General features: G+C 68.0%; 28 protein-coding genes, 1 tRNA gene and 1 pseudogene. 20 read left to right on the top strand and 10 right to left on the bottom strand.

Going from position 1 to position 23,607, the window contains the following annotated elements:
• The 6 genes and pseudogenes from AC1D2K_RS07000 to AC1D2K_RS07025 all read left to right on the top strand — a co-directional run.
• Nucleotides 1-567: pseudogene (locus AC1D2K_RS07000) on the top strand (MMPL family transporter); the annotation flags it as partial.
• Entirely contained in the window at nucleotides 567-1,412 is an 846-nt protein-coding gene (locus tag AC1D2K_RS07005; RefSeq protein WP_478087424.1) for a polysaccharide deacetylase family protein, read from the top strand. The pseudogene AC1D2K_RS07000 and the gene AC1D2K_RS07005, both read left to right, overlap by 1 nt.
• The gene (locus AC1D2K_RS07010; RefSeq protein ID WP_478087426.1) at nucleotides 1,409-2,158 is read left to right on the top strand and encodes a class I SAM-dependent methyltransferase; all 750 of its coding nucleotides are present in this window, start codon (nucleotides 1,409-1,411) and stop codon (nucleotides 2,156-2,158) included. Before AC1D2K_RS07005 ends, AC1D2K_RS07010 begins: the two co-directional genes overlap by 4 nt.
• Entirely contained in the window at nucleotides 2,155-2,622 is a 468-nt protein-coding gene (locus tag AC1D2K_RS07015; RefSeq protein ID WP_478087428.1) for a hotdog family protein, read from the top strand. The genes AC1D2K_RS07010 and AC1D2K_RS07015 overlap by 4 nt, the downstream gene beginning before the upstream one ends.
• Complete coding sequence (fabG, locus tag AC1D2K_RS07020) at nucleotides 2,619-3,350, top strand: 3-oxoacyl-ACP reductase FabG (protein ID WP_478087430.1); 732 nt, start codon at nucleotides 2,619-2,621, stop codon at nucleotides 3,348-3,350. The genes AC1D2K_RS07015 and fabG overlap by 4 nt, the downstream gene beginning before the upstream one ends.
• Before the next feature lie 16 nt (nucleotides 3,351-3,366).
• On the top strand, nucleotides 3,367-3,672 hold the full coding sequence (locus tag AC1D2K_RS07025) for an NIPSNAP family protein (RefSeq protein WP_478087432.1): 306 nt from the start codon (nucleotides 3,367-3,369) through the stop codon (nucleotides 3,670-3,672).
• 24 nt (nucleotides 3,673-3,696) lie between these two features.
• Here the strand turns inward: AC1D2K_RS07025 and AC1D2K_RS07030 are convergent, their stop codons facing one another.
• From AC1D2K_RS07030 to AC1D2K_RS07050, 5 genes are read right to left on the bottom strand one after another with little or no spacing between them, the layout of a single operon-like run.
• Nucleotides 3,697-4,002, bottom strand: a complete 306-nt coding sequence (locus AC1D2K_RS07030) for a DUF4124 domain-containing protein (protein WP_478087434.1) — start codon at nucleotides 4,000-4,002, stop codon at nucleotides 3,697-3,699.
• Between the two features lie 49 nt (nucleotides 4,003-4,051).
• Entirely contained in the window at nucleotides 4,052-4,828 is a 777-nt protein-coding gene (locus tag AC1D2K_RS07035) for a glycosyltransferase family 2 protein (RefSeq protein WP_478087436.1), read from the bottom strand.
• The gene (locus tag AC1D2K_RS07040) at nucleotides 4,795-5,592 is read right to left on the bottom strand and encodes a lysophospholipid acyltransferase family protein (protein WP_478087437.1); all 798 of its coding nucleotides are present in this window, start codon (nucleotides 5,590-5,592) and stop codon (nucleotides 4,795-4,797) included. The genes AC1D2K_RS07035 and AC1D2K_RS07040 overlap by 34 nt, the downstream gene beginning before the upstream one ends.
• A 15-nt stretch (nucleotides 5,593-5,607) precedes the next feature.
• A complete protein-coding gene (locus AC1D2K_RS07045) occupies nucleotides 5,608-6,639 on the bottom strand; it encodes a chorismate transformation FkbO/Hyg5 family protein (RefSeq protein WP_478087439.1) in 1,032 nt (343 codons plus the stop codon).
• Nucleotides 6,636-7,997, bottom strand: coding sequence for an NAD(P)/FAD-dependent oxidoreductase (locus AC1D2K_RS07050; RefSeq protein ID WP_478087441.1), 1,362 nt, complete (start codon nucleotides 7,995-7,997; stop codon nucleotides 6,636-6,638). The genes AC1D2K_RS07045 and AC1D2K_RS07050 overlap by 4 nt, the downstream gene beginning before the upstream one ends.
• 158 nt (nucleotides 7,998-8,155) lie before the next feature.
• Here AC1D2K_RS07050 and AC1D2K_RS07055 point away from each other — a divergent pair, with 158 nt between their 5' ends.
• The 8 genes from AC1D2K_RS07055 to rng all read left to right on the top strand — a co-directional run bounded on the left by AC1D2K_RS07055 (nucleotide 8,156) and on the right by rng (nucleotide 15,148).
• Nucleotides 8,156-8,881, top strand: a complete 726-nt coding sequence (locus tag AC1D2K_RS07055) for a YebC/PmpR family DNA-binding transcriptional regulator (RefSeq protein WP_478087443.1) — start codon at nucleotides 8,156-8,158, stop codon at nucleotides 8,879-8,881.
• A gap of 25 nt (nucleotides 8,882-8,906) precedes the next feature.
• A complete protein-coding gene (gene purD, locus AC1D2K_RS07060; protein WP_478087445.1) occupies nucleotides 8,907-10,202 on the top strand; it encodes a phosphoribosylamine--glycine ligase in 1,296 nt (431 codons plus the stop codon).
• Nucleotides 10,203-10,216: 14 nt separating this feature from the next.
• Nucleotides 10,217-11,143: an oxygen-dependent coproporphyrinogen oxidase gene (gene hemF, locus AC1D2K_RS07065; RefSeq protein ID WP_478087447.1), complete on the top strand. Its 927-nt coding sequence runs from the start codon at nucleotides 10,217-10,219 to the stop codon at nucleotides 11,141-11,143.
• Nucleotides 11,134-11,754: a nicotinate (nicotinamide) nucleotide adenylyltransferase gene (nadD, locus tag AC1D2K_RS07070; RefSeq protein ID WP_478087449.1), complete on the top strand. Its 621-nt coding sequence runs from the start codon at nucleotides 11,134-11,136 to the stop codon at nucleotides 11,752-11,754. Before hemF ends, nadD begins: the two co-directional genes overlap by 10 nt.
• Nucleotides 11,754-12,419 (top strand): ribosome silencing factor, encoded by a 666-nt coding sequence (gene rsfS, locus AC1D2K_RS07075; RefSeq protein WP_478087451.1) that lies wholly within the window; start codon nucleotides 11,754-11,756, stop codon nucleotides 12,417-12,419. The genes nadD and rsfS overlap by 1 nt, the downstream gene beginning before the upstream one ends.
• The gene (gene rlmH / locus AC1D2K_RS07080; RefSeq protein WP_286367719.1) at nucleotides 12,416-12,883 is read left to right on the top strand and encodes a 23S rRNA (pseudouridine(1915)-N(3))-methyltransferase RlmH; all 468 of its coding nucleotides are present in this window, start codon (nucleotides 12,416-12,418) and stop codon (nucleotides 12,881-12,883) included. Before rsfS ends, rlmH begins: the two co-directional genes overlap by 4 nt.
• Before the next feature lie 126 nt (nucleotides 12,884-13,009).
• Nucleotides 13,010-13,615, top strand: a complete 606-nt coding sequence (locus AC1D2K_RS07085; RefSeq protein ID WP_478087453.1) for a Maf family protein — start codon at nucleotides 13,010-13,012, stop codon at nucleotides 13,613-13,615.
• A gap of 6 nt (nucleotides 13,616-13,621) precedes the next feature.
• The gene (gene rng, locus AC1D2K_RS07090; RefSeq protein WP_478087455.1) at nucleotides 13,622-15,148 is read left to right on the top strand and encodes a ribonuclease G; all 1,527 of its coding nucleotides are present in this window, start codon (nucleotides 13,622-13,624) and stop codon (nucleotides 15,146-15,148) included.
• A gap of 120 nt (nucleotides 15,149-15,268) precedes the next feature.
• Here rng and msbA read toward each other — a convergent pair whose 3' ends face one another.
• Nucleotides 15,269-17,053: a lipid A export permease/ATP-binding protein MsbA gene (gene msbA / locus AC1D2K_RS07095; protein ID WP_478087457.1), complete on the bottom strand. Its 1,785-nt coding sequence runs from the start codon at nucleotides 17,051-17,053 to the stop codon at nucleotides 15,269-15,271.
• Nucleotides 17,054-17,197: 144 nt separating this feature from the next.
• On the opposite strand from msbA, the gene tolB reads away from it, so the two are divergent.
• The 5 genes from tolB to AC1D2K_RS07120 all read left to right on the top strand — a co-directional run bounded on the left by tolB (nucleotide 17,198) and on the right by AC1D2K_RS07120 (nucleotide 20,758).
• Complete coding sequence (tolB, locus tag AC1D2K_RS07100; protein ID WP_478087459.1) at nucleotides 17,198-18,514, top strand: Tol-Pal system beta propeller repeat protein TolB; 1,317 nt, start codon at nucleotides 17,198-17,200, stop codon at nucleotides 18,512-18,514.
• Nucleotides 18,515-18,536: 22 nt separating this feature from the next.
• Nucleotides 18,537-19,049, top strand: coding sequence for a peptidoglycan-associated lipoprotein Pal (pal, locus tag AC1D2K_RS07105; RefSeq protein WP_442286840.1), 513 nt, complete (start codon nucleotides 18,537-18,539; stop codon nucleotides 19,047-19,049).
• Nucleotides 19,049-19,801, top strand: a complete 753-nt coding sequence (gene ybgF, locus AC1D2K_RS07110; protein WP_478087461.1) for a tol-pal system protein YbgF — start codon at nucleotides 19,049-19,051, stop codon at nucleotides 19,799-19,801. Before pal ends, ybgF begins: the two co-directional genes overlap by 1 nt.
• 4 nt (nucleotides 19,802-19,805) lie before the next feature.
• Nucleotides 19,806-20,615 (top strand): tRNA threonylcarbamoyladenosine dehydratase, encoded by an 810-nt coding sequence (locus AC1D2K_RS07115; protein WP_478087463.1) that lies wholly within the window; start codon nucleotides 19,806-19,808, stop codon nucleotides 20,613-20,615.
• Nucleotides 20,616-20,682: 67 nt separating this feature from the next.
• Nucleotides 20,683-20,758: transfer RNA gene (locus AC1D2K_RS07120), tRNA-Lys, on the top strand.
• A 216-nt stretch (nucleotides 20,759-20,974) separates the two neighbouring features.
• On the opposite strand, the gene AC1D2K_RS07125 is transcribed toward AC1D2K_RS07120, so the two are convergent.
• From AC1D2K_RS07125 to AC1D2K_RS07140, 4 genes are read right to left on the bottom strand one after another with little or no spacing between them, the layout of a single operon-like run.
• Nucleotides 20,975-21,682 (bottom strand): DUF599 domain-containing protein, encoded by a 708-nt coding sequence (locus AC1D2K_RS07125; RefSeq protein ID WP_478087465.1) that lies wholly within the window; start codon nucleotides 21,680-21,682, stop codon nucleotides 20,975-20,977.
• Between the two features lie 9 nt (nucleotides 21,683-21,691).
• Complete coding sequence (locus AC1D2K_RS07130) at nucleotides 21,692-22,129, bottom strand: DUF6691 family protein (RefSeq protein ID WP_478087467.1); 438 nt, start codon at nucleotides 22,127-22,129, stop codon at nucleotides 21,692-21,694.
• A 10-nt stretch (nucleotides 22,130-22,139) separates the two neighbouring features.
• Nucleotides 22,140-22,574 carry a YeeE/YedE family protein gene (locus tag AC1D2K_RS07135; protein WP_478087469.1) on the bottom strand — a complete coding sequence of 145 codons (435 nt, stop codon included), beginning with the start codon at nucleotides 22,572-22,574 and terminating at the stop codon, nucleotides 22,140-22,142.
• The gene (locus AC1D2K_RS07140) at nucleotides 22,574-22,897 is read right to left on the bottom strand and encodes a metalloregulator ArsR/SmtB family transcription factor (protein ID WP_478087470.1); all 324 of its coding nucleotides are present in this window, start codon (nucleotides 22,895-22,897) and stop codon (nucleotides 22,574-22,576) included. The genes AC1D2K_RS07135 and AC1D2K_RS07140 overlap by 1 nt, the downstream gene beginning before the upstream one ends.
• A gap of 88 nt (nucleotides 22,898-22,985) precedes the next feature.
• Here AC1D2K_RS07140 and AC1D2K_RS07145 point away from each other — a divergent pair.
• Nucleotides 22,986-23,607, top strand: a 622-nt coding sequence (locus AC1D2K_RS07145; RefSeq protein ID WP_478087472.1) for an MBL fold metallo-hydrolase, incomplete at its 3' end; no start/stop codon positions are given.

Raw genomic sequence — 23,607 nt, forward strand, 5'->3', positions numbered from 1 at the left:
ATCTCGCTGCATCCCGGCCCCGGCTTCGATGCCGCGCGGCTGGCCGCTGCGCTCGATGGCCTGCCCGACGTGCAGGTCGTCAACGTCGGCGAGGAGCTCTCCGGGCTCTACCAGCGCTATCTGCGCGAGGCCTTCATGCAGGTGATGCTGGGCGCGCTGGCGGTGGTGCTGCTGCTGGGCGCCTGGCTGCGCTCCGGACGCCGCCTGCTGGCGGTCTGCCTGCCGCTGGTGGTCGCGGTGGTGCTCACGCTCGGCGGCATGGCCGCGCTGCAGGTGCCGCTCGGCATCCTGCACCTGGTCGGGTTGCTGCTGATCGTGGCCGTGGGGTCCAACTACGCGCTGTTCTTCGATCAGCTGCGCGAGACCGGGCGCGCCGACGAGGACACGCTGGCCTCGCTGATGCTGGCCAACCTGACGACCGTGGTCTCTTTCGGGCTGATCGCGATCTCGGACATCCCGGCCTTGTCCTCGATCGGCCGCGTGGTCGCGCCCGGCGCGTTCCTGGCCCTGATGCTGTCGGCCGCCTTTGCGCGCACGGCCGCCCCGGCGCCAGTGGATCGCCGCTGATGGGAAAATCCACGGTCATGCCGCAAGCCGTTGCACCTGTGCGTTCCGAATCCTGGTCCTGGCCGCCGATGGTGCGTGCCAGCGTCGGCCTGCACCTGCTGGCCCTCGGTGCCGCGGTGGCGGTGCCGGGCGCGTTGCCTTGGGCCGTCGCCGCTGTCGTGCTGAACCATGTGCTGATCACCGCCGCCGGCCTGGCGCCGCGCAGCAGCCTGCTGGGGCAGAACCTGACGCGGCTGCCGCCGGCTGCGGCCGCGCGGCGCGAGGTGGCGATCACGATCGACGACGGACCCGACCCGGAGGTCACGCCGCAGGTGCTCGACCTGCTGGACGCGCATGGGCAGCGCGCCACCTTCTTCTGCATCGCCGAGCGCGTGGCCGCGCATCCGGCGCTGGCGCGCGAGATCGTGGCGCGCGGCCACAGCATCCAGAACCACACGGCGCGGCATCGCCACAACTTCTCGTTGCTGGGGCCGCGCGGCTTCGAGGCCGAGATCGCGCGCGCGCAGCAGGTGCTGTTCGACGTGACTGGGCTGCGGCCGACCTGCTTTCGCGCGCCCGCGGGCCTGCGCAATCCCTTCCTGGCGCCGGTGCTGCATCGCCTGGGGCTGACCCTGGTCAGCTGGACGCGGCGTGGCTTCGACACCCGCGAGGGCGATGCCTCCACCGTGCTGGCACGCCTTGCGCACGACCTGCAGGCCGGCGACATCCTGCTGTTGCACGACGGTCACGCCGCGYGCACCGCCGACGGCCGCGCCGTGGTGCTGGACGTGCTGCCACCGCTGCTGGCAAGAATCCAGACCGACGGCCTGCGCGCCGTCACATTGCCCGAGGCCCTGGCTGCATGAGAAACCCTGTGTCCACCGACGCCGCGTGGCGCCAAGTGCACGAACACGCGACCGCACCGTACCGCAAGGCCGGCCGCTTTGCCTGGCATTTCGCGCGTGGCAAGCTGGGCCGCGATCCGGTCTTTCGCGGTCTGATCGAACGCGGCCTGATCGGCGCGCACCGGCGCCGCGTGGTGGACATCGGCTGCGGGCAGGGCCTGTTCGCGAGTCTTCTGTCGACCCTGGGTGCGATGCAGTCGCGGCCCGGTGCCTGGCCCGCATCCTGGGGCGCGGCCCCGGCCACGGTTCGCTACACCGGCATCGAGCTGATGCCGAAGGACGTGGCGCGCGCCCGGACCTCGATCGGCCATCTCCAGCCCGCGCCGGAATTCTTCTGCGCCGACATGTGCAAGGCCGAGCTGCCGCCCAGCGACCTGGTCGTGATCCTCGACGTGCTGCACTACGTCGACCTCGAGGCCCAGGAAGTTGTGCTGCGCCGCGTGCGCGAAGCCCTTCAGCCGGGCGGGCGGCTGCTGCTGCGCGTCGGCGACGCCGCCAGCCGCAGGGGTTTCGCGATCAGCCAGTGGGTCGACCGTACCGTGACGCGCATTCGCGGTCATCGCGTGTCGCCGACCTGGGGCCGGCCGCTCGATGACTGGAAGCTGCTGCTGCAGCGTCTGGGATTCACGGTCCGCAGCATTCCGATGAGCGAGGGCACGCCCTTCGCCAACGTGCTGCTGGTGGCCGACATCAAGGAAGCCGAATGACAGCAGCCCAGACCCTCGATCGCGCCGGCATCGCGCGGCGCATCCCGCACAGCGGCACCATGTGCCTGCTGGAGAACCTGCGCTCCTGGGACGAGCATGCCATCCATTGCACGACGGCCACGCATGCGCATGCGGACAACCCGCTGCGGACGGCCTCGGGCCTGCTGTCGCCGAACCTGATCGAGTACGCGGCGCAAGCGATGGCGCTCCACGGCGGGCTGCTGGCGGCGCCAGGCAGTGAGCCGTCCGCCGGCTTTCTCGCCAGCGCGCGCAACGTGCGCCTCGGCGTCGAGCGCATCGACGACATCGCCGGCGAGCTGCACGTGCATGCCACGCGGCTCACGGGCGATGTGAGCCAGATCCTCTACGAATTCTCAGTCCGGGACGCAGCCGGCAGGGCGCTGGCCGAGGGCCGCGCCGTCGTCGTTCTGAACACCCCGCTAGCCATGGAAACCCACGCATGAGTCTCACCGGAAAACGCGCCCTGATCACCGGCGCGAGCGGCGCACTGGGCGCCGCGATCGCGCAGCGCCTGGCGCGCGACGGCGCCACTGTGCTGCTGCACGCCAACTCGCGGCCCGAATCGGTCGAGCAATTGGCGGCCGCCATCGCCGCGGCGGGCGGCAAGGCCGAATGCGTGGTGTTCGACCTGCGCAGCGACGAGGCCGCGCAGGCGGCCTGCCAGCGCCTGCTCGAAGGCGGGCCGGTGCAGGTCATCGTGAACAATGCCGGCGTGCACGACGACGCGGTGCTGCCGGGCATGCGGCCGGAGCAATGGCACAAGGTGATCGACGTCTCGCTCAACGGCTTCTTCCGCGTGACGCAGCCGTTGCTGCTGCCGATGCTGCGCACGCGATGGGGGCGGATCCTCAACATCTCGTCGGTGGCCTCGCTCACGGGCAATCGCGGGCAGGTCAACTACGCGGCGGCCAAGGGCGGGCTCAACAGTGCGACCAAGGCGCTGTCGCTGGAAGTCGCGGCGCGTGGCGTGACCGTGAATGCGATCGCGCCGGGGATCATCGCTTCGCCGATGGCCGATGGAGTGTTCGACGCGGCGATGATCCAGCAGATGGTGCCTGCGAAGCGCGCCGGGACGCCTGAGGAGGTCGCGTCGCTGGCGGGTTTCCTGGCCAGCGACGAGGCGGCGTACATCACGGGACAGGTGATCTCCATCAATGGCGGGATGATCTAGGCAACTCGGAACAATCATGGTCACCTGCTACCTGCGCTATGTCATCGATCCGTTCAAGCTCGAGGAGTTCGAGCACTACGGAAAGCTCTGGATTCCTCTGGTCGAGAAGTTCGGAGGGCAGCACCACGGCTACTTCCTGCCGTCGGAAGGCGCGAACAACATCGCGCTCGCCATGTTCACGTTCCCGAGCCTTGCGGCGTACGAGGAATATCGCGCGTTGTCGGCCACCGACACGGCGTGCCAGGCCGCGTTCAAGTATGCGCGGGACACCCGCTGCATCCTGAGCTACGAACGCAGTTTCTTCAGGCCTGTATTCGAATGAATCCGGCGAGGTRCATCTTCAAGATCACCGATAGGCCCCGCTCGTGCCCGGATCCTGCGGAATGCCGCGACTGTCGATGAGTTCAGGTGAAGCGGGCGGCCGGCCCTCGCGACTCAGTGCTCTCGCGCGGAAAATGTCCTCGGCCTGGATCTGATCGACGGCGATCTGCGACGGCTGCCGCTGGTTTCGCTCCGTCGCGGGATCTCCGCAAGGTCGCTCCGTCAGGGTGATGCGACCGTCGGCACCCTTGCATTGATTCACTGGATCCGCAAAGACGGACGGGGTGGCGGCGATCCCGGCAAGGCAGATCAGTAGGCGCATGGTATTCACGCAACGATGATAGGACCGCGCACCGGCGCCGTCCAGCGCCCTGGCGGACTCAGGGCTGAAACGGCGGCGCCCCCCGCACCTTCCGCCACATCAGCCCAGGCAGCCGCACAACGAACTCCAGCATCAGCCGCGCATGCATCCAGCTCAGGAGCAGGTTGTCGCGCACATAGCGGAAGTGGGACACGCCGCCTTCTTCGGCCGTCAGGTACTTCACCGGCGCATCGATGTTGACCGGCTTGACGCCGCGCCAGGCGAGGCGCACCACCGCTTCCGTGTCGAAGTCGAAGCGCCGCATCCATGGCTGCCGCGCCATGACCGCGATCAGGTCGGCCACCGGGTACACGCGAAAGCCGTAGAGCGAATCGCCGACGCCCGCGAACAGGGTTTCGAGCTGGGTCCAGCCGTTGGAGACGCGGCGGCCGCGCACGCGCAGCAGCGGGGCGCTGGCATCGAAGACGGGGCGGCCCAGCACCATGGTGTCGGGGCGCGCCCGCGAGGCCTGCATGAAGGCCGGGATCAGGTCGGCCGGATGCTGCCCATCGGAGTCCATCGTCAGCGCATGGGTGTAGCCGGCCTGTTGTGCGGCGCGCAGCCCGTGCAGCACCGCTGCGCCCTTGCCCTGGTTGTGGGGCAGCAGCCAGACCTGCAGCCCGGCGTCTTGCTCGGCCATCTGCTGCAAGCGCTTGCCGGTGCCGTCGGTGCTGCCGTCCACCACCACCCACACCGGGTTCCATTGCGCGCGTGCCGCCTTGACCGTGGAGAACAGGCGTTCTCCTGTGTTGTAGCTCGGGATCAGGACAAGGTGGGTGCGCGAGACGTCTGGCATGCGGGCTGCGCGTCGGGGGCGCGCTGTTCCATGGATTGGCGGAAGTAGTGTTCGATCTGCTGCAGCAGCGCATTGCTGTCCTGCGACGGCGCGAAGCGCTGGCCCAGGCTGAGCCTGAAGACGATCGGCAGCGGCGGCACGCGCCACAAGGGCCAGCCCTTGCCGAGGTAGGGCGAATCGGTGTCGATGAAGACGGTCTGGATCGGCGCTTGCGCCAGCTTGGCGATCAGCGTGATGCCGGGCCGGAAGCTGTTGAGCGGCGGCGTCACGGTGCGCGTGCCCTCCGGGAAGATCACCAGCTGGCCGCCGTTCCTGAGGTCGTCGACGGCGAGCCGCACCATGGTGCGAGCCGAGTCGTTGCGGATGTAGCGCGCCAGCCGGGCGCCGGCGCCCAGGAAGATGTTGCGCATCAGGTCGGCCTTCATGATGCAGGCGCTGCGCGGCAGGCGCGCCACCAGCAGAAGGGCATCGAGCATGGTCGGATGGTTGGCCACGAAGATCAGCCCGCGCTCGTCGCGCAGGGCATCGAGGCAGTCGGCGTCGATGCGCATCATGCCGCTGAACGAGGCGACGGCCCAGAAGAAGCGGTAGGCGCGCGCGATGACGCTGCGGCCGAGCGCCCGCCCGGTGGCCGGCGGCAGCAACGGGTAGAGCAGCATCGCGACCAGGTTCCAGGCCAGCGAGATGGCGCCGAGCAGCGCCAGCAGCGCGTACAGCGGCAGCGCGAACAGAATCGAGCGTCCCAGGCGAAGCAGCCGGTTCATGGGACGCCCGGACCGTCAGGCGCGCAGTGCGCCGCGTGCAACCGAATGGGCCTCGATTTCCACCAGCAGGTCCTGGCGGCAAATGTCGGCTTCGAGGTAGACCGCGTGGCTCACCATGTGCGCCTGCGGGCCCAGCGCCTCCTCGAGCGCCCGGCGCACCTGGGGGGCGTCGGCGGCATGGCGCACGTACACCACGCAGTCCAGTGCCGCCAGATCGAAGGTGGCGCTGGTGCGCGCGTTGGCCGCCGCGATCACCGCCGCGAGATTGTGCAGCGTTTCCTGCACCTGCGGCAGCAATTCGCCCACATGCACGGTCTCGTGGCCGACGATGCTGGCGGTGCCCGAGATGAAGAGCGCGATGTCGCCGCCGCCGATCTCGGCCAGCGCAGCGCGCGAGAAGGTCGGCGCGCGTGGGCCGTAGCTCGGCGGGTAGCGGTAGGCAGAGACCTGCCGTGGGTTCTCGACCGCGAGCGGGGCGGTGCGGCCGGCCAGGAAGCGGATGCTGAGCGCGCCCTGGTGGATGCCRAGCGCGCAGGCGGCCGGGGCGCCGTCGAAGGCGGCCTGGCCGGCGTCGACGAAGGCCTGCTGCCGGCCGGCGTTGAACTGGCGGTAGCGTTCGAGCCCGCCGCCATCGCCGTTGATCTGCGGCAGGTAGTTCCAGATTCGCAGCAGATGGGTGCAGCCGGTTTCGTCCAGCGCGGCGAAGAGATCGCGGTATGCGCGTTCCGACAGTGCCGCGACGCCGGCGCGTTCGACGCTTTCGTCGAGGTCGATGGCGCCGAGCATCCAGTGGCCGTCGCTGCGCCAGCGCACCACGCCCGTGGTGCCGGACTCGATGTGCTCGCCGGCGTGCCAGACATCGGCCATCGGGGCGCCGCCGGACAGCACCCGCGCATTCACGGTCGGCATCCAGGCCAGGCCGTCGGGGGTGCCATAGCCGAGCGCGCCGAAAGGCGAGGGGCGGCTGCCGGCGAGGCCCAGGCTGTCTGCGAGGCTGAGGCGCTGCACGCGCAGGGGCGGCGCGTCGAGGGGAAGGCGTGCGGTCATCGCTGGGCCTCGACGATGTTTTCGCCGGCCAGCGGCCCGAGGTCGCGGATGTTGCGCCGCCGCCGCCGCCAGGCCTCCCAGGTGCGGCGCGGATGGGCGGCGCTGACCGCGAAGTAAATGGCCTTCAGCACCCGCAGCGAGCGCCAGATGGGCGTCTTGCCGTAGATGTCGCCGGCGAGCAGCGACATCAGCGCTTCCTTGACGCGCAAGGGGTTCGAGGGATACATGAAGAATTCGCGCATCGTCGGGTTGGTCACGCGGAAGATGAACCAGGAGAATTCGCGCGGCCCCTTGCGCATCTCCGCCTCGAAGCGGCGCCGCTCGGCCGCGGCCTGGGCCGGATGGTCGAGGGTGGCGGCGACCACCTCGGCGCCGACGAACGCGCTGTGCATCGCCAGGTACACGCCCGAGGAGAAAACCGGGTCGATGAATGCGTAGGCGTCGCCCAGCATCAGGTAGCGCTCGCCGCTGCAATGGGTGCTGGTGTAGGAGTAGTTGCCGGTGGCATAGACCGCGTCGTCGATCAGCGTGGCGTCTTTCAGGCGCTGCATGAGCGGCTCGCACAGGGCCAGGGTGTCGGCGAAGAATTCCTTCAGCGGTTTCTTGCGCGACTTGAGGTAATAGGGCCAGCAGACGGCGCCGACGCTGGTGCTGCCGTCGGCCAGCGGGATGTACCAGAACCAGCCGTGCTGGAACCAGAGAATCGTGATGTTGCCTTCGAGCTTGCCCGGCGCCCGCTCGGCATTGGTGAAGTGGCCGAACAGCGCCGAACTGTTGTGCTTGGGGTTCTTCTGCTTGGCCTTGAGCTTGCTGGACAGGAAGGTGTCGCGGCCCGAGGCGTCGATGACGAAGCGCGTGCGCCAGTGGCGCCGGGTACCGTCGTCCTGCACCGCCTGCACATCGGCGCCATCGGCGTCGAAGCTGACCTCGCGCACGCGGCAGCCTTCCAGCGCCTCGGCGCCCTGGGCCGCAGCATGTCGGAACAGGATCTCGTCCATCTCGGAGCGCCGCACCTGCCAGGCGTAGGGCATGGTCTTGTCCCAGGCCTCGGAGAACTCGAGCCTGGCGGCGTGCTCGTGGTCGGGTGAGACGAATTCGACGCCCCACTTGGGCATGCCGATGCGCTCGAGGTCGTCGCGCAGCCCGAGCTTGTCGAACAGCGCGACATTGGCCGGCAGCAGCGATTCGCCGATGTGGAAGCGCGGATGGTGCGCCTTCTCGAGCATGACGACCCGGCGTCCTTGCCGTGCCAGCAGGGCAGCGGCGGTGGCGCCGGCCGGACCGCCGCCGATCACGAGCACATCGCAGCTGTCCTGCAGGGGCGGAGCGGATTCAGCAATCGGCGGGGGGATGTTCATGCGCGTGGGTGGGGAAGTGGTTCGCGCGGTGGGCGCATCAGCGGAGGATTATCCCAAAAAGGCATCGGCGCTCCTGGAGTCCGGGACAGGCAGCGGCGGCCGCCGGACAGTAAACTCGCTGTCTGGTTTGAAAACACAAGATTGCGAGAGATAGAGCCATGGCCGGACACAGCAAATGGGCGAATATTCAGCACCGGAAGGGCCGTCAGGACGAGAAACGCGGCAAGCTCTGGACCCGCGCCATCCGTGAAATCATGGTCGCCGCACGCACCGGCGGCGGCGACCTCGGCGCCAACCCGCGGCTTCGCCTGGCGGTCGAGAAGGCCAAGGCGGTCAACCTGCCGATCGACACGATCAAGCGCAACATCGACAAGGCCACCGGCAACCTCGAGGGCGTCAACTACGAGGAAATCCGCTACGAGGGCTACGGCATCGGCGGCGCCGCGATCATCGTCGACACCATGACCGACAACCGCGTGCGCACGGTCGCCGAGGTGCGCCATGCCTTTTCGAAGCACGGCGGCAACATGGGCACCGAAGGCTCGGTGGCGTTCCAGTTCAAGCACTGCGGCCAGCTCGTGTTCGGGCCCGGCACCAGCGAGGACAAGGTGATGGAAGTGGCGCTCGAGGCCGGTGCCGAAGACGTCGTCAGCGACGACGACGGCGCGATCGAGGTACTGACCGCGGTCGGCGATTTTGAAGCCGTCAAGAACGCGCTCGAGGCGGCCGGCCTCAAGCCCGAGATCGCCGAGGTCACGATGCGGGCCGAGAACACGATCGAACTCGCCGGCGAGGAAGCCGCCCGCATGCAGAAGCTGCTCGACGTCCTGGAAGACCTGGACGACGTGCAGGATGTCTATCACAACGCCGCGCTGTCCGAATGACGGCCCGGCGAACGAAAGCCCGCGAATGAAGGTACTGGTGATTGGAGGCGGCGGCCGCGAGCACGCCCTGGCGTGGCGACTGGCGCAGTCGGACCGGGTCAGCCGGGTCTACGTGGCGCCCGGCAACGGCGGCACGCGCTCGGACACCCGTTACGAATGCGTGGACATCACGGCGCCCGCAGACCTGCGCGCCTGGGCCCAGAAGGAAAAGATCGGGCTGACCGTGGTCGGCCCGGAGGCGCCGCTGGCCGCCGGCGTGGTCGACGAGTTCCGCGCCCACGGCCTGCGCATCTTCGGGCCGACCCAGGCGGCGGCGCAGCTCGAGAGTTCCAAGGCCTTCTCCAAGGCCTTCATGAAGCGGCACGCCATCCCGACCGCCGAGTACGAGGCCTTCACCGACGCGGCGGCGGCGCATGCCTATGTCGACGCCAGGGGCGCGCCGATCGTGGTCAAGGCCGACGGCCTGGCGGCCGGCAAGGGCGTGGTGGTCGCGACCACGCTGGCCGAGGCGCACGAAGCGATCGACTTCATGCTGCTGGACAACAAGTTCGGCGTCTCCCACAACGAGGGCGGCGCGCGCGTGGTGATCGAGGAGTTCCTGCAGGGCGAAGAAGCCAGTTTCATCGTGCTGTGCGACGGCAAGAACGTGACCGCGCTGGCCACCAGCCAGGACCACAAGCGCCTGCTGGATGGCGATCAGGGGCCGAACACCGGCGGCATGGGCGCCTACTCCCCGGCGCCGGTGGTGACCGCCGAGGTGCATGCGCGCGCGATGCGCGAAATCATCCTGCCGACCATCCGCGGCATGGAGAAGGACGGCATCCCGTACACCGGCTTCCTGTACGCCGGCCTGATGATCGACGGCAAGGGGCATCCCAAGACGCTCGAGTTCAACTGCCGCATGGGCGACCCCGAGACGCAGCCGATCATGCTGCGGCTCAAGTCCGACCTGTTCGAGGTCTTCTGGCATGCGACCGACGGCACGCTCGACCAGGTCGAACTCGAGTGGGACCGGCGCGTCGCCCTGGGCATCGTGATGGCCGCGCACGGCTATCCGCTGTCGCCGCGCAAGGGCGACCGCATCACGGGCATTCCGCCCGAGGCGCCCGATGCCGTCGTGTTCCATGCCGGCACCACGCTCGACAGCGGCGAGCTCGCCACCAGCGGCGGGCGCGTGCTCTGCGTGACCGTGCTGGCCGACAGCGTCAAGCTGGCTCAGCAGCGCGCCTACGCGGTCGCGGCGCGGATCCAGTTCGACGGCGCCCAGTACCGCAAGGACATCGGCCACCGCGCGGTCCACGCGCGCTCGCCGCAGGCTTGATGGCTGCAGGCCCGATGCAAGGCACCCTCGACACCCGGCCGGAGGCGGTGGCGGACTATCTGCGCGGCCTGCAGCAGCGCATCGTGGCCGCGATCGAGACCGCCGACGGCGGACGCTGCGTTCGCGACGCCTGGCAGAAGGAGCCCGGCGAGCCGCTGCAGGGCAGCGGCCTGACCTGCATCCTCGAAGGCGGCGCCTTGTTCGAGCGCGCGGGCTGCGGCTTCTCGCAGGTGCGCGGGCCACGGCTGCCGCCCTCGGCGACCCAGCACCGGCCCGAGCTGGCCGGCGCGCCCTTCGAGGCGATGGGTGTGTCCCTGGTGTTCCATCCGCGCAATCCCTATGTGCCGATCGTCCACATGAACGTGCGGATGCTGGCCGCGCTGCCGCAGGACGCGGCGCCCGTCTGCTGGTTCGGCGGCGGCATGGATCTGACGCCCTGTTACGGTTTCGAGGAGGATGCGGTCCATTTCCACCGCAGCTGCCGCGACGCGCTGGCCCCCTTCGGCGAGGACAAGTACCCGCGCTTCAAGACCTGGTGCGACGACTACTTCACGCTGAAGCACCGCAACGAGCAGCGCGGCGTCGGCGGCATCTTCTTCGACGACTTCTCCGAGCCGGGCTTCGAGCAGAGCTTCGCCATGCTGCGCTCGGTCGGCGATGCCTTCCTGCCGGCCTACCTGCCGATCGTCGAACGGCGGCGCGACACGCCCCATGGCGAGCGCGAGCGTGCCTTTCAGCTCTACCGGCGCGGCCGCTATGTCGAATTCAACCTGGTGTGGGACCGCGGCACGCACTTCGGCCTGCAGTCGGGTGGGCGCACCGAATCGATCCTGCTGTCGATGCCGCCGCTGGCCAGCTGGGCCTACCGCCAGCGGCCCGAGCCGGGTAGCCCCGAGGCGGCGCTGTACAGCGACTTCATCGTGCGGCGCGAATGGCTCTGAGCCGCCCGCGCGTCGGTGTGTTCGGCGGCGCTTTCGACCCGCCCCACAACGCGCACGTGGCCCTGGTGCAGGCCGCCCTGGCGCAGTTGGGCCTGGCCGAACTGCGCATCTTTCCGACCGGGCAGGCCTGGCACAAGGACCGGGCGCTGAGTGCCGCCGAGGACCGCCTCGCAATGGCGCGGCTGGCCTTCGACGGGATCGCCCGCGTCATGGTCGATGCCCGCGAGATCCTGCGCCCCGGACCGACCTACACGCTCGACACCCTGCGCGAATTGCAGCGGGAACAGCCTTCGGCCCAGCTGGTGCTGATCATGGGCGCCGACCAGGCCCTGTCGCTGCCGCGCTGGCACGGCTGGGAGGAGATATTTTCGATTGCTATAATTTCCGTAGCAAATCGCGAAGCAGCCACGGGGGCCAGCGGTCGTTTCGACCCTTCAGTCCTGCCATTTCTCCCGCCCGGCGCGCGTTTCGAACCCCTCGATCTCCAGCCCATGGACACCAGCGCGACCGACATCCGGGCGCGCGCTGTGCGTGCCGTTGGGCTCGATGGTCTGGTTCCGCCGGCGGTTGCACGCTATATTGACAAACACCATCTCTACCGATCCGCCTGATGACCACTGAAGCCGCCGCCAAAAAAGACACCCAGAAACTCCAGCGGGCCATCATCGACGGCCTCGAGGACGTCAAGGCGCAGGACATCCAGGTCTTCGACACAGAACATCTCTCCCCGCTGTTCGAGCGCGTGATCGTCGCCTCGGGCACCTCCAACCGCCAGACCAAGGCGCTGGCCGCCAGCGTGCGCGATGCGGTGCGCGACGCCGGCTTCAACAAGCCGCGGGTGGAAGGCGAGGCCAACGGCGAGTGGATCATCGTGGACTGCGGCGCGGCCGTGGCGCACATCATGCAGCCGGCCATCCGCCGCTACTACCACCTCGAGGAGATCTGGGGCGACAAGCCGGTGCGGACCAAGCTCGGTGCCGTCAAGCCGGCCGCCCCCCAGGCCTCGGAAGAGAAGGCGCCTGCCGCGAAGAAGGTCAGCACGTCGCTGCGCCGCTCCAGCGCGGCCAAGACGGCCATCCGCTCCGCCGAGCAGGCCGCCAAGCTCGAGAAGCAGAAGCCGGCGGCCAGGAAGCCCGCAGCGCGCAAGACCGCTGGGGCCAAGACGCCCGTGAAGACCATGGTGGTCAACAAGGCGCCGGCCAAGAAGGCGGCCGCGAAGAAGGCCGCTCCCGCAGCGAAGAAGGCCGCACGCAAGAYGACCTCGCCGAGGTCATGAAACTGCTGGTGGTCGCGGTCGGGCAGCGCATGCCCGACTGGGCGCAGACCGCCTGGGACGACTACGCCAAGCGCTTTCCGCCCGAGCTCAAGCTCGAACTGCGCGCGGTCAAGACCGAGCCGCGCGGCTCCAAGACCCTCGAAACCCTCTATGCGGCCGAGCGTGAGCGCATCGAGGGCGCGATCGCCAAGGGCATGCGCATCGTCGCCCTCGACGAGCGCGGCACCGCGCTGACCACCAAGGCGCTCGCAGCCCGTCTGCAGGCCTGGCAAGGCGAGGGCGATGACGTCGCGCTGGTGATCGGCGGGCCCGATGGCCTCGACCCTGCATTCAAGGCGGCTGCGCACGAGCGCATCCGGCTGTCCGACCTCACGCTGCCGCATGCGATGGCGCGCGTGCTGCTCGTCGAGCAGCTGTATCGCGCGTGGTCGGTCAACGCCGGCCACCCGTACCACCGCGAATGAGCGCCGCGCCGGGCCGCCCCAAGCAAGCTCGCACCGCAGTGCGCAGCACGGAGGTTGCCGAATGAGCGCCGCGCCGGGCCGCCCCAAGCAAGCTCGCACCGCAGTGCGCAGCACGGAGGTTGCCGAATGACCGCGTCGTTCATTTACCTGGCGTCGCAGAGCCCGCGCCGGGCGCAATTGCTGGCGCAGATCGGCGTGCGCCATGAGTTGCTGCTGGCCGCGGCCGACGAAGACGCCGAGTCGCTCGAAGCCGTGCTGCCCGGCGAATCGCCGACGGCCTACGTGCAGCGGGTCACGGCGCTGAAGCTCGATGCCGCCGTGGCGCGGCACGAGCGCCGCGGCCTGCCGCCGGCTCCGATCCTTTGCGCCGACACCACCGTGGCGATCGGCCGCACGATCCTCGGCAAACCGGAGGATGGCCCCGATGCCGTTCGCATGCTCCAGCTGCTGTCGGGCCGGACCCACCGCGTCATGACCGCGATCGCGCTGCAGCATGGCGGCCGGCGGCAGGCCGCGCTCAACGTCTCGCACGTGCGCTTTGCCGCGCTCGCCGCGCCGCAGGTCGCCGCCTATGTCGCCAGCGGCGAGCCGCTCGGCAAGGCCGGCGCCTATGCGATCCAGGGGCGGGCCGCGGCCTTCATCGAACACATCAGCGGCTCGCATTCGGGCATCATGGGCCTCCCGATGTTCGAGACTGCCGAGTTGCTGCGCCAGGCCGGCTTCGAGACCTAGAAAAACATGCAAGACATCCTGATCAACTGGTCCCCCCAGGAGACCCGCGTCGCCCTGGTCGAGCACGGCGCCGTGCAGGAGCTCCACGTGGAGCGCACGCTCGAGCGCGGTCTGGTCGGCAACGTCTACCTGGGCAAGGTGTCGCGCGTGCTGCCGGGCATGCAGTCGGCCTTCATCGACATCGGCCTGGACCGCACCGCCTTCCTGCACGTGGCCGACATCGTGGCACCGTTCACCCCGGGCTCGCGGCCGAGTACCCCGACGCCCGAGCGCGATCATCGCAACGGCGGCGCCATGGTGCCGATCGAGAAACAGGTGTTCGAGGGCCAGTCCCTGCTGGTGCAGGTGATCAAGGACCCGATCGGCACCAAGGGCGCGCGCCTGTCGACCCAGATCAGCATCGCCGGGCGGCTGCTGGTCTTCCTGCCGCAGGACAACCACATCGGTGTCTCGCAGAAGATCCCGCCCGACCTGCGCGATGCGCTGCGCAGCCGCATGCAGCTGCTGATCGAGGCGGCGGCCGCGGCCGACAGCGGTGGCGTGGTGCCCGCCAACACCGGCGGCTTCATCCTGCGCACCAACGGCGAGGATTCGAGCGACGCCGAGCTGGCCGAGGATATCGCCTACCTGCGCAAGACCTGGACCCGCATCCGCGAGCTGTCAGTGCGGATGCCGCCGATGTCGCTGCTGCACCAGGACCTGAGCCTGCTGCAGCGCGTGCTGCGCGACATGACCAGCGAGGACACGCAGACGATCCGCATCGATTCGCGCGAGCAGTTCGAGTCGCTGCTCAAGTTCGGTCTCGAGTTCATGCCGCAGGCGGCCGGCAAGCTGCAGCTGTACAAGGGCGAGCGGCCGATCTTCGACCTCTATTCGATCGACGAGGAGATCGCCAAGGCGCTGGGCCGCCGGGTCGACCTGAAGTCCGGCGGCTACCTGGTGGTCGACCAGACCGAGGCGCTGACCACGGTCGACGTCAACACCGGCGGCTTCGTCGGCGCGCGCAATTTCGACGACACCATCTTCAAGACCAACCTGGAGGCGGCGCAGGCCATCGCGCGGCAGCTGCGGCTGCGCAACCTGGGCGGCATCGTGATCGTCGACTTCATCGACATGGCCCGCGACGACCATCGCGAGCAGGTGCTGGCGGAGTTCCGCAAGCAGCTCGCGCGCGACCGCGTGAAGACCACTGCGGGCGGCTTCTCGCAACTGGGGCTGGTCGAGATGACGCGCAAGCGCACGCGCGAATCGCTGGCCCACATGCTGTGCGAGCCGTGCGTGGCCTGCAACGGCCAAGGCATCGTGAAGACCGCGCGCAGCGTGGCTTACGACGTGCTGCGCGAGATCCTGCGCGAGGCGCGCCAGTTCACGCCGCGCGAGTTTCGCATCGTCTCGTCGCCGCAGGTGATCGAACTGTTCCTCGACGAGGAGAGCCAGCACCTGGCGGGCTTGAGCGATTTCATCGGCAAGCCGATCTCGCTTCAGGCCGAGCCCGCGATGGGACAAGGCCAGTACGACATCGTGCTGCTTTAGCTCGCCCCCAGGTTGGCTCACGGCGTGTAGCCGCCCACCCCCGACCGGGGGCAACACCAGCGGCCCGGCGAAGCCGGTTCCGCGGTGTTTCACCCACGGGCCTGGCTGCGCCGGCCGCGGTCAGAGGGTCGCGGCTTGTCCGGGAGGGGTGGTGCGGATGGCGTTGGTCTGCAGCCGCGCGTAGAGGCCGTCGAGCGCCATCAACTGTTCGTGCGTGCCGTGCTCGGCGATGCGGCCGTGCTCCATCACGACGATGCGGTCGGCATGCTGGATGGTCGAGAGGCGGTGGGCCACGATCAGCGTGGTGCGGCCCTGCATGAGGCGCTGCAGCGCCTCCTGCACCAGCCGCTCGGATTCGGTGTCGAGCGCCGACGTGGCTTCGTCGAGCAGCAGGATCGGTGCGTTCTTGTAGAGCGCACGGGCGATCGCCAGGCGCTGCCGCTGGCCGCCCGACAACTGCGTCGCGTTGTGGCCCAGCACGGTGTCGATGCCCTGCGGCAGGCCTTCCACGTGGACGGAGAGATTGGCGGCAGCAACGCATTCGAGCACGCGGTCGCGGTCGATCGCGGCGCCGAGCGCGACGTTCGCTGCCAGGCTGTCGTTGAGCATCACCACGTCCTGGCTGACCATCGCGAACTGCGCGCGCAGGCTGGCCAGCTGCCATTCGCCGACCTCGTGGCCATCGAGCAGTACTTCGCCGGCGCTCGGCAGCACGAAGCGCGGCAGCAGGTTGACCAGCGTCGTTTTCCCGGAGCCCGAGGGGCCGACGAAGGCGATCACCTCGCCGGGCTCGATCGCCAGGCTGACGCCGTCGAGCGCGCGTGCCTCGTCGTCGCCGCGGTAGTTGACGCAGACGCGCCGCAGCTCGATGTGGCCGGCTGCGCGTTCGAGCACGAACCGGCCCTGCGTTTCCGAGGGAACCTCGTCGATCAGCGCCAGGCCGCGCTCGAGCGCGGCCAGCCCGCGCGTGATCGGATTGGCCATGTCGGCGAGGCGCCGGATCGGCGCGATCAGCATCAGCATCGCCGTCACGTACGAGATGAAGCCGCCGACCGTCAGCCCCTTCTCCCCGGCCTGCCAGAGCGCGATCATCACGACGATCGACAGCGCGAAGGCGGCAAAGAGCTGCGTGAGCGGCGTCATCGCGGCCTGAGCGATGGTCGATTTCACGGCCAGCCGATTGAGGCTGTGGCTCAGGCGCTCGAAGCGCTCGCTCTGGCTGGCTTCGGCGCGATGCAGGCGCACCATCCTGTGGGCGAGCACGTTCTCCTCGACCACGTAGGCCAGTTCGTCGGTGGCATGCTGCCCGAGGCGCGTCAGGTGGTAGAGCCGCTTGGACAGCACCTTCATGATCCAGGCCACGCCCGGCACCATCACGCCGACGATCAGCGTGAGCTTCCAGTTCAGGTAGACCAGGTAGAACAGCAGCGCCACCGTCACGAAGCCATCGCGCGACAGGCTCAGCAGCGCCTGCACCAGCARCATGGCGCCGGTCTGCACCTCGTAGACCACCGTGTTCGACAGGGTGCTGGCCGACTGACGCGAAAAGAGGGCGAGTTCCGCTTCGAGCAGGCGCTGGAACAGCATGCGYCGCAGTCCCTGCATGCCTTCATTGGCGATGCGCGCCAGGGCATATTGAGAAATGAACTGCGCCACGCCGCGCACCAGGAAGAGCAGGATGATCGCCACCGGCACGATCCACAGCGCCAGCTGTCCGCGCGTGAAGCCGCGATCGAACAGCGGCTTGAGCATCGCGGCCAGCAGGGGCTCGGTGAGCGCGGCGACCGCCGCGGTCGCGATGCCCAGCGCCCACCAGCGGCGCGAACTGCCGAACCAGGTCATCAGGCGCGCGAGTCGTCGGGTCAGGGGGAGGCGCACCATGTCGGTGGCGGTGGAGGGCTGCATGGCGGCGCATTCTACGGGCGTGCTCCTTGTAGGACCGGGCCGGGTCATACACGTTTTGTGACCTCCCGGCCATCGCAACATGTACCATGTCAGCTGTTTTGTCCGAGACAAGAAACTTAATCTTCGGAAACCTCTCCGAATTGCATGAAAAAGCCGTTGCAAGACCTCTCCCCAACCCCTTCTTCATCGTTCTTCGCTCGCCGCGCCTTGATTGCGGCCCTTGCCGCCACCCCCGTACTTCCCGCGCTGGCCCAGTTCCGGGTCGAGGTGTCGGGTGTCGGGGTGACGCAACTGCCGATCGCGATCGCTCCGTTCCGGGGCGAGGAGTCGTCGCCGCAGAAGATCTCCGCCATCGTGCAGGCCGACCTCGAGCGCAGCGGACAGTTCCGCGGCGTCGATGCCTCCGGCCAGTCGCTCGACGAGAGCTCGCGGCCCGACCTGAGCCTGTGGCGCCAGCGCACCGCCGATTCGCTCGCAGTGGGCAGCGTGACGCGGCTGGCCGACGGCCGCTTCGACGTCCGTTTCCGCCTTTGGGACGTGGTCCGCGGGCAGGACCTGGGCGGCCAGAGCTACACCGTCCCGCAGGGCGACCTGCGGCTGGCCTCGCACCGCATCGCCGACTACATCTACGAAAAGCTGACGGGTGAGAAGGGCATCTTCTCGACCCGCATCGCCTACGTCACCAAGGGCGGCAGCCGCTACACGCTGTGGGTGGCCGATGCCGATGGCGAGAACGCGCAAGCCGCGCTCGCCAGTCCGGAGCCGATCATCTCGCCGTCCTGGTCGTCCAACGGCAGCCAGTTGGCCTATGTGTCCTTCGAATCGCGCAAGCCGGTGGTCTACGTGCACAACGTGGCCAGCGGCCAGCGGCGCCTGGTGGCGAACTTCCGCGGCTCCAACAGCGCCCCGGCCTGGGCCCCGGACGGCGGCACGCTGGCCGTCACGCTGAGCCGCGACGGTGGCTCGCAGCTCTACACCATCTCGTCCGGCGGCGGAGAACCGCGCCGGCTCACGCAAAGCAACAGCATCGACACCGAGCCGGTCTATTCGGCCGACGGCAGCACGATCTATTTCGTCAGCGACCGCGGCGGTGCGCCGCAGATCTACAAGATGGGCGCCAGCGGCGGGAACCCGGCCCGGGTGACCTTCAGCGGCGCCTACAACATTTCTCCGTCGGTCAGCGGCGATGGCCGCTGGCTGGCCTATATCTCGCGCGTGGGCGGGGGCTTCAAACTCCACGTGATGGAGTTGGCCACCGGCAATGTGCAGGCGATCACCGACACCACGGCCGACGAGAATCCCAGCTTTGCACCGAACAGCAAACTGATCGTCTACGCCACCAAGCTCCAGGGGCGCGAGGCCCTGATGACCACGACGCTCGACGGCAAGATCAAGGCGCGACTGGCGGGGCAGGCAGGAGACATCAGGGAACCGGACTGGGGTCCGTTTCAAAAGCAATGATTAACTTGAGGAGTTCGAAAAAATGTTGAAACGTACGATTTATTCGTTGGCCATCGTGGCGCTGATCGCTGGCTGCTCGTCGGGCACCAAGCTGAACGAAGCGCCGGTGGTCGACCGTGGCGCAGGCCAGGGCTCGGGCGGGGCCGCCAGCGGCGTGGCGCCGGTGACCATCGATCCCAACGCGCAGAACGCGCAAGGCCCGGTCGGCGTGGCACGGATCATCTATTTCGACTTCGACAGCTATACGGTCAAGCCCGAGTTCCAGCAGTTGATCGACGGCCATGGTCGCTTCCTCAAGGCCAACCCGAACCGTCGCGTGTCCATCGAAGGCCACACCGACGAACGCGGCGGCCGCGAGTACAACCTGGCGCTGGGCCAGAAGCGCTCCGAAGCCGTGCGCCGGGCGCTGGTCCTGGTCGGCGTCAACGATGCCCAGATCGAGGCCGTGAGCTTCGGCAAGGAAAAACCGGCGGCGCAAGGCAGCGGTGAAGATGCCTGGGCGCAAAACCGCCGCGCCGAGATCACCTACCGTTGATGATGCGCGGCCTTTCATTGCGGGGCGTGGCCCTCGCATCCGCCTTTCTGTGCACCTCGCTCGGTGCGCAGGCGGCACTGTTCGAGGACGACGAGGCGCGGCGCGCGATCCTCGACCTGCGCCAGCGGGTCGAGACCATGCGCTCGCAGTCGGAGCAGCGGCAGAGCGAGGAAAGCGCGCAACTGCGGCGCAGCATGCTCGATCTGCAGAACCAGATCGAGCAGATGCGCGGCGACCTGGCGCGCATGACCGGCCAGAACGAGCAGCTCACGAAGACCGTCACCGATCTCCAGCAGCGGCAGACCGATGCCGACGACCGGGGCAGGAAGAACGAGCCTTCCAAGGTCGCTGTCGACGGCCGCGAATTCAATGCCGATCCCAAGGAGAAGGCCGACTTCGACGCCGCGCTCGGCATCTTCCGCGCCGGGCAGTTCGCGCAGGCACAGACCGCTTTCGCCGACTTCGTCAAACGCTATCCGCAGAGCGGCTACAACGCTTCGGCGCTGTTCTGGCTCGGCAACGCGCAGTACGCGACCCGCAACTACAACGAGGCCATTGCCAACTTCCGCTCCATGCTGTCGCTGGCGCCCGACCATGCGAAGGCGCCCGAAGCCGTGTTGTCGATCGCGAATTGCCAGATCGAGCTGAAGGACACGCGCGCGGCGAAGCGCACGCTCGAGGACCTCACCAAGGCCTATCCGCAATCGGAAGCGGCACAGGCCGGCCGCGAGCGGCTCTCGCGCTTGCGCTAGGGACGTGACGACCGCGAGCACCGTCGTCGCCGCGGACGACGCCGACCTGGCCCGCCGTTTCGGCGGCCTTGAGCGCCTCTATGGCGTGGCGGGTGCGGCGGCCATTCGCGATGCGCACGTGCTGGTCGCCGGCATCGGCGGCGTCGGTTCGTGGGCGGTCGAGGCGCTGGCTCGCAGCGGGGCAGGGCGGCTCACCCTGATCGATCTCGATCACATCGCCGAATCCAACATCAACCGCCAGATCCATGCGCTCGACGCGACCGTGGGCCAGGCCAAGGTGGAGGCAATGCGTGATCGCATTGCGCAGATCAACCCCGCATGCCGGGTGCTGGCGCTCGACGAATTCGTCGAGCCCGGCAACTGGCAGGCCTTGCTGGCCGCGGCGCAGGAAGCGAACGGTCCGGTGACGGCCGTGATCGATGCCTGTGACCAGGTCAAGGCCAAACTGGCGATGGCTGCCTGGGCGCGCGAAACCGGCACCGATTTCGTCACCGTGGGTGCGGCCGGGGGGAAACGCCTGGCGCACCGGGTCGAGATCGACGACCTCGCATTGGTGACCCACGATCCGCTGCTGGCGCAACTGCGCCAGCGTCTGCGCAAGGAGCACGGTGCGCCGCGCGAAGGCCGCAAGATCGGCGTCGCCTGCGTCTTCAGCCGCGAGAGCGTGGCGCCGCCGGATGCCTCCTGCGCGGTCGAGGGCGATGGATCGCTCAATTGCCACGGCTACGGTTCGGTGGTGAGCGTGACCGCAACCTTCGGACAATGTGCGGCGGGCTGGCTTTTGGACCGGATTGCTCGCAAAGTCACGCTATAATTTCGGGCTTTGCCGGACTCGATGCCGGTTGAAAGAAGCAGAAGAGAATTTGAAGAATTTTGGTCTTGGGACGTTAGCTCAGTTGGTAGAGCAGCGGACTTTTAATCCGTTGGTCACAAGTTCGAATCTTGTACGTCCTACCAAGCCTCAGAGCGCTCCCCGTAAGGGTGGAGCGCTCTTTTTTTTTGTAGCGCACTTTGCTATTGAATTAGGCACTTTGCGGAACACACTTCCGCAAACCTTCGATTCATCTAAGCGGGCGTACCTTCTTTCCCACCTTGTGGCGGATGTAATTCGCGGTCATGCCTTCAATCGTGTGGCCGAGCCGCGATTGCGCATCGCGCGTGCCGCCCTCGTCGTCAATTTCTGTCGCCGCTTTCGCGCGCAGGTCGCGAAATTGAAACTCTGCCTACGGGACGAGTGGGTTCGTCCGTGCTCCCGAAGCGGTCGAAGCTGACCAGCACCGCGACGACACCGAGGGCTGCAACAGGGCCTGCTGCCGGATGAACGATGGAAGCCAGGATGGGTGCAACCAGAACCAGGTGCCTGAGTCCCCAGCTATAGAGGATGCCGGCTCGCCGCACGTAGGCCTGGCCCGCATCGCTCCAGCGATTGCGGGCCTCGGAGCCCACCGGCATCGCGCTGATGAATCCGGCGTGGTTGTAGTAGCGCACCGCCATGACCGACGACAGGAGCGAGGCGAACAGCAGCGACATGAGAACGAACTCGAGCGCGAGTCGCACCGTGAACATCGGCAGCCCAGGTGCGTCACCAAAGGCCGAATGCAGCGAGGGCGCGGCCAGGGTTGCGGTGCCCATCAACGCCAGCGCAGCCGTCGATGCGGTCATCGTGGCCGACATCAGCGAGTTGCGAAGCGTCTGTACCGCCAGGATTTCCGAGCCCTTCTGTGCCGAGACGGCAGCGAACCATTCCTCGCGCAGCATCGCGTGCGCGGTGCGCGCGAGGCGTTCGGGCCTTCGGCGATGCCCGAAAGCAAGGGCAACCTCGCAGGACACGAGGATGGCCACCGTGGTCAGCGCCGCGAGCCAGGTCGCCATGCTCGTCATCTGCCGAACTCAGGCAGCGTGCGGCACCGGCACGCGCTTGCGGCGCTCGAAGAACTCGAATGCGCCCATGCCTACCAGCATCGCCGCCACGAAGACGAGCGCCTTGATTTCGCCCATTCCGAGGGAAACGAGGGCCGGGCCGGGGCAGAACCCCGCGACGCCCCAGCCAATGCCGAAGAGCACGCTGCCGAGGACCAGGCGGCGGTCGATGTGGCGCGCTGAAGGCAGTCGCATCTCGGCGCCGAGGAAGGACGCCGCGCGACGGTTGGCCACCGCGAAGGCGACGGCGCCCACTGCGATGGCTCCCGCCATCACGAAGGCCAGGGAGGGATCCCAGCTGCCGGCGAGGTCCAGGAAGCCGAGCACCTTGGCCGGGTTGGCCATGCCGGACACGATGAGGCCGAGGCCGAAGACCAGGCCGGCGAGAAGCGAAGCGAAAGCAATCATGAAGGACTCCTCAGATACCGAGCAGATGACGCGTCACGAACACCGTGACGAAGCCGGCGCCCATGAAGGCGGCCGTGGCGACGAGCGAGCGGGGCGACAGGCGAGAGAGGCCGCAGACACCGTGGCCGCTGGTGCAACCAGAGCCGTAACGCGTACCCGCCCCCACGAGCAGCCCAGCCAGAATCAACTCGCCATACCCGGCGTCGATCTGTGGCTTGGGCAGCGCCGCGAACAGCAGATAGACCAGCGGCGCGCCGACCAGTCCAAGGACAAAGGCGACGCGCCAGGCCGTGTCGCCCGAAGAAGGCCTGAGCAGACCTCCGAGCACCCCGCTGATGCCCGCGATGCGCCCGTTGAGCAACGCGAACATTGCCGCGGCGATGCCGATGAGCACGCCACCGGCCAGCGCGGCGAGCGGCGTGAAGTGGTTCCAGTCAATGGACATCATTCTTCCTTTGGACAGTAGAGACGGTAGAGAAGCGCGAGGATTTCAAGCATCGACGGGTCGGCCACGCTGTAGAAGATGCTCTTGCCCTCGCGGCGCGTTTGGACCACCGCTTCGTTGCGAAGAACCCCGAGTTGCTGCGAAAGGGTCGGCTGGTGAATGCCCAGCGTCTGCTCGAGGTCGCTCACACACATCTCGCCTTGCGAGAGCTGGCACAGCAGGAGCAAACGGTCTTCATTGGCGAGCACCTTGAGGGCGCCGACCGCCTGGCCGGCGGCGCTGCGCAGGGCTTCGGGGTCGATGACGGGGGAAGGGTGCTTCATGGGGACGGCGTTCAATATCGATTGACATATTATGTAGAGAAATATAATATCTGTCAATTGAATGAACGCCGCACTCACGGAGGACTCCATGACGACCCGCACGACGACCCAAGGCTTCTTCGACCCCCATACGTGGACGGTCTCCTACGTCGTCTGGGACCATGCGACGGAGCGGGCCGCGGTCATCGACCCGGTGCTGGATTACGACTTCAAGTCGGGACACACGAGCACGGCCTCCGCCGACCGGCTGCTGACCTATGTCCGGGAAAAGGGCCTGCAGGTCGATTGGATTCTGGAAACCCACGCGCACGCCGACCACCTGTCCGGCGCGCGCTACGTCCAGGCGCAGGTCGGTGGACTCATCGCCATCGGCGAGAACATCCGTACCGTGCAGGCGACCTTCAAGAAGCTCTACAACCTGGAGCGCGGCTTTTTGCCGGACGGGAGCCAGTTCGACCACCTCTTCAGGGACGGCGAGGTCTTCAAGATTGGCGCGGTCGAGGCCACCGCATTGCTGGTGCCGGGTCACACCCCGGCAGACATGGCCTATCTGGTGGACGGCTCCGTCTTCGTCGGCGACACGCTCTTCATGCCCGACGTCGGCAGCGCGCGTGCGGACTTTCCTGGTGGCGACGCACGCCAGCTCTACGCCTCGATGCGCAGACTTCTGGACCTGCCGCCTGAAACCACGATGTACGTCTGTCACGACT

It is taken from the genome of Variovorax sp. P1_H12_2 (assembly GCF_056405335.1).

Bases quoted from the DNA above. Each gene is read 5' to 3' on its own strand.
- AC1D2K_RS07135 (WP_478087469.1), bottom strand. From the start codon at position 22,574: ATGTCCATTGACTGGAACCACTTCACGCCGCTCGCCGCGCTGGCCGGT.
- rng (WP_478087455.1), top strand. From the start codon at position 13,622: ATGCAAGACATCCTGATCAACTGGTCCCCCCAGGAGACCCGCGTCGCC.
- ybgF (WP_478087461.1), top strand. From the start codon at position 19,049: ATGATGCGCGGCCTTTCATTGCGGGGCGTGGCCCTCGCATCCGCCTTT.
- AC1D2K_RS07010 (WP_478087426.1), top strand. From the start codon at position 1,409: ATGAGAAACCCTGTGTCCACCGACGCCGCGTGGCGCCAAGTGCACGAA.
- AC1D2K_RS07035 (WP_478087436.1), bottom strand. From the start codon at position 4,828: ATGCCAGACGTCTCGCGCACCCACCTTGTCCTGATCCCGAGCTACAAC.
- AC1D2K_RS07140 (WP_478087470.1), bottom strand. From the start codon at position 22,897: ATGAAGCACCCTTCCCCCGTCATCGACCCCGAAGCCCTGCGCAGCGCC.
- AC1D2K_RS07125 (WP_478087465.1), bottom strand. From the start codon at position 21,682: ATGACGAGCATGGCGACCTGGCTCGCGGCGCTGACCACGGTGGCCATC.
- rlmH (WP_286367719.1), top strand. From the start codon at position 12,416: ATGAAACTGCTGGTGGTCGCGGTCGGGCAGCGCATGCCCGACTGGGCG.
- AC1D2K_RS07040 (WP_478087437.1), bottom strand. From the start codon at position 5,592: ATGAACCGGCTGCTTCGCCTGGGACGCTCGATTCTGTTCGCGCTGCCG.
- AC1D2K_RS07055 (WP_478087443.1), top strand. From the start codon at position 8,156: ATGGCCGGACACAGCAAATGGGCGAATATTCAGCACCGGAAGGGCCGT.
- purD (WP_478087445.1), top strand. From the start codon at position 8,907: ATGAAGGTACTGGTGATTGGAGGCGGCGGCCGCGAGCACGCCCTGGCG.
- AC1D2K_RS07015 (WP_478087428.1), top strand. From the start codon at position 2,155: ATGACAGCAGCCCAGACCCTCGATCGCGCCGGCATCGCGCGGCGCATC.
- hemF (WP_478087447.1), top strand. From the start codon at position 10,217: ATGCAAGGCACCCTCGACACCCGGCCGGAGGCGGTGGCGGACTATCTG.
- AC1D2K_RS07130 (WP_478087467.1), bottom strand. From the start codon at position 22,129: ATGATTGCTTTCGCTTCGCTTCTCGCCGGCCTGGTCTTCGGCCTCGGC.
- pal (WP_442286840.1), top strand. From the start codon at position 18,537: ATGTTGAAACGTACGATTTATTCGTTGGCCATCGTGGCGCTGATCGCT.
- tolB (WP_478087459.1), top strand. From the start codon at position 17,198: ATGAAAAAGCCGTTGCAAGACCTCTCCCCAACCCCTTCTTCATCGTTC.
- fabG (WP_478087430.1), top strand. From the start codon at position 2,619: ATGAGTCTCACCGGAAAACGCGCCCTGATCACCGGCGCGAGCGGCGCA.
- AC1D2K_RS07085 (WP_478087453.1), top strand. From the start codon at position 13,010: ATGACCGCGTCGTTCATTTACCTGGCGTCGCAGAGCCCGCGCCGGGCG.
- AC1D2K_RS07050 (WP_478087441.1), bottom strand. From the start codon at position 7,997: ATGAACATCCCCCCGCCGATTGCTGAATCCGCTCCGCCCCTGCAGGAC.
- nadD (WP_478087449.1), top strand. From the start codon at position 11,134: ATGGCTCTGAGCCGCCCGCGCGTCGGTGTGTTCGGCGGCGCTTTCGAC.
- AC1D2K_RS07025 (WP_478087432.1), top strand. From the start codon at position 3,367: ATGGTCACCTGCTACCTGCGCTATGTCATCGATCCGTTCAAGCTCGAG.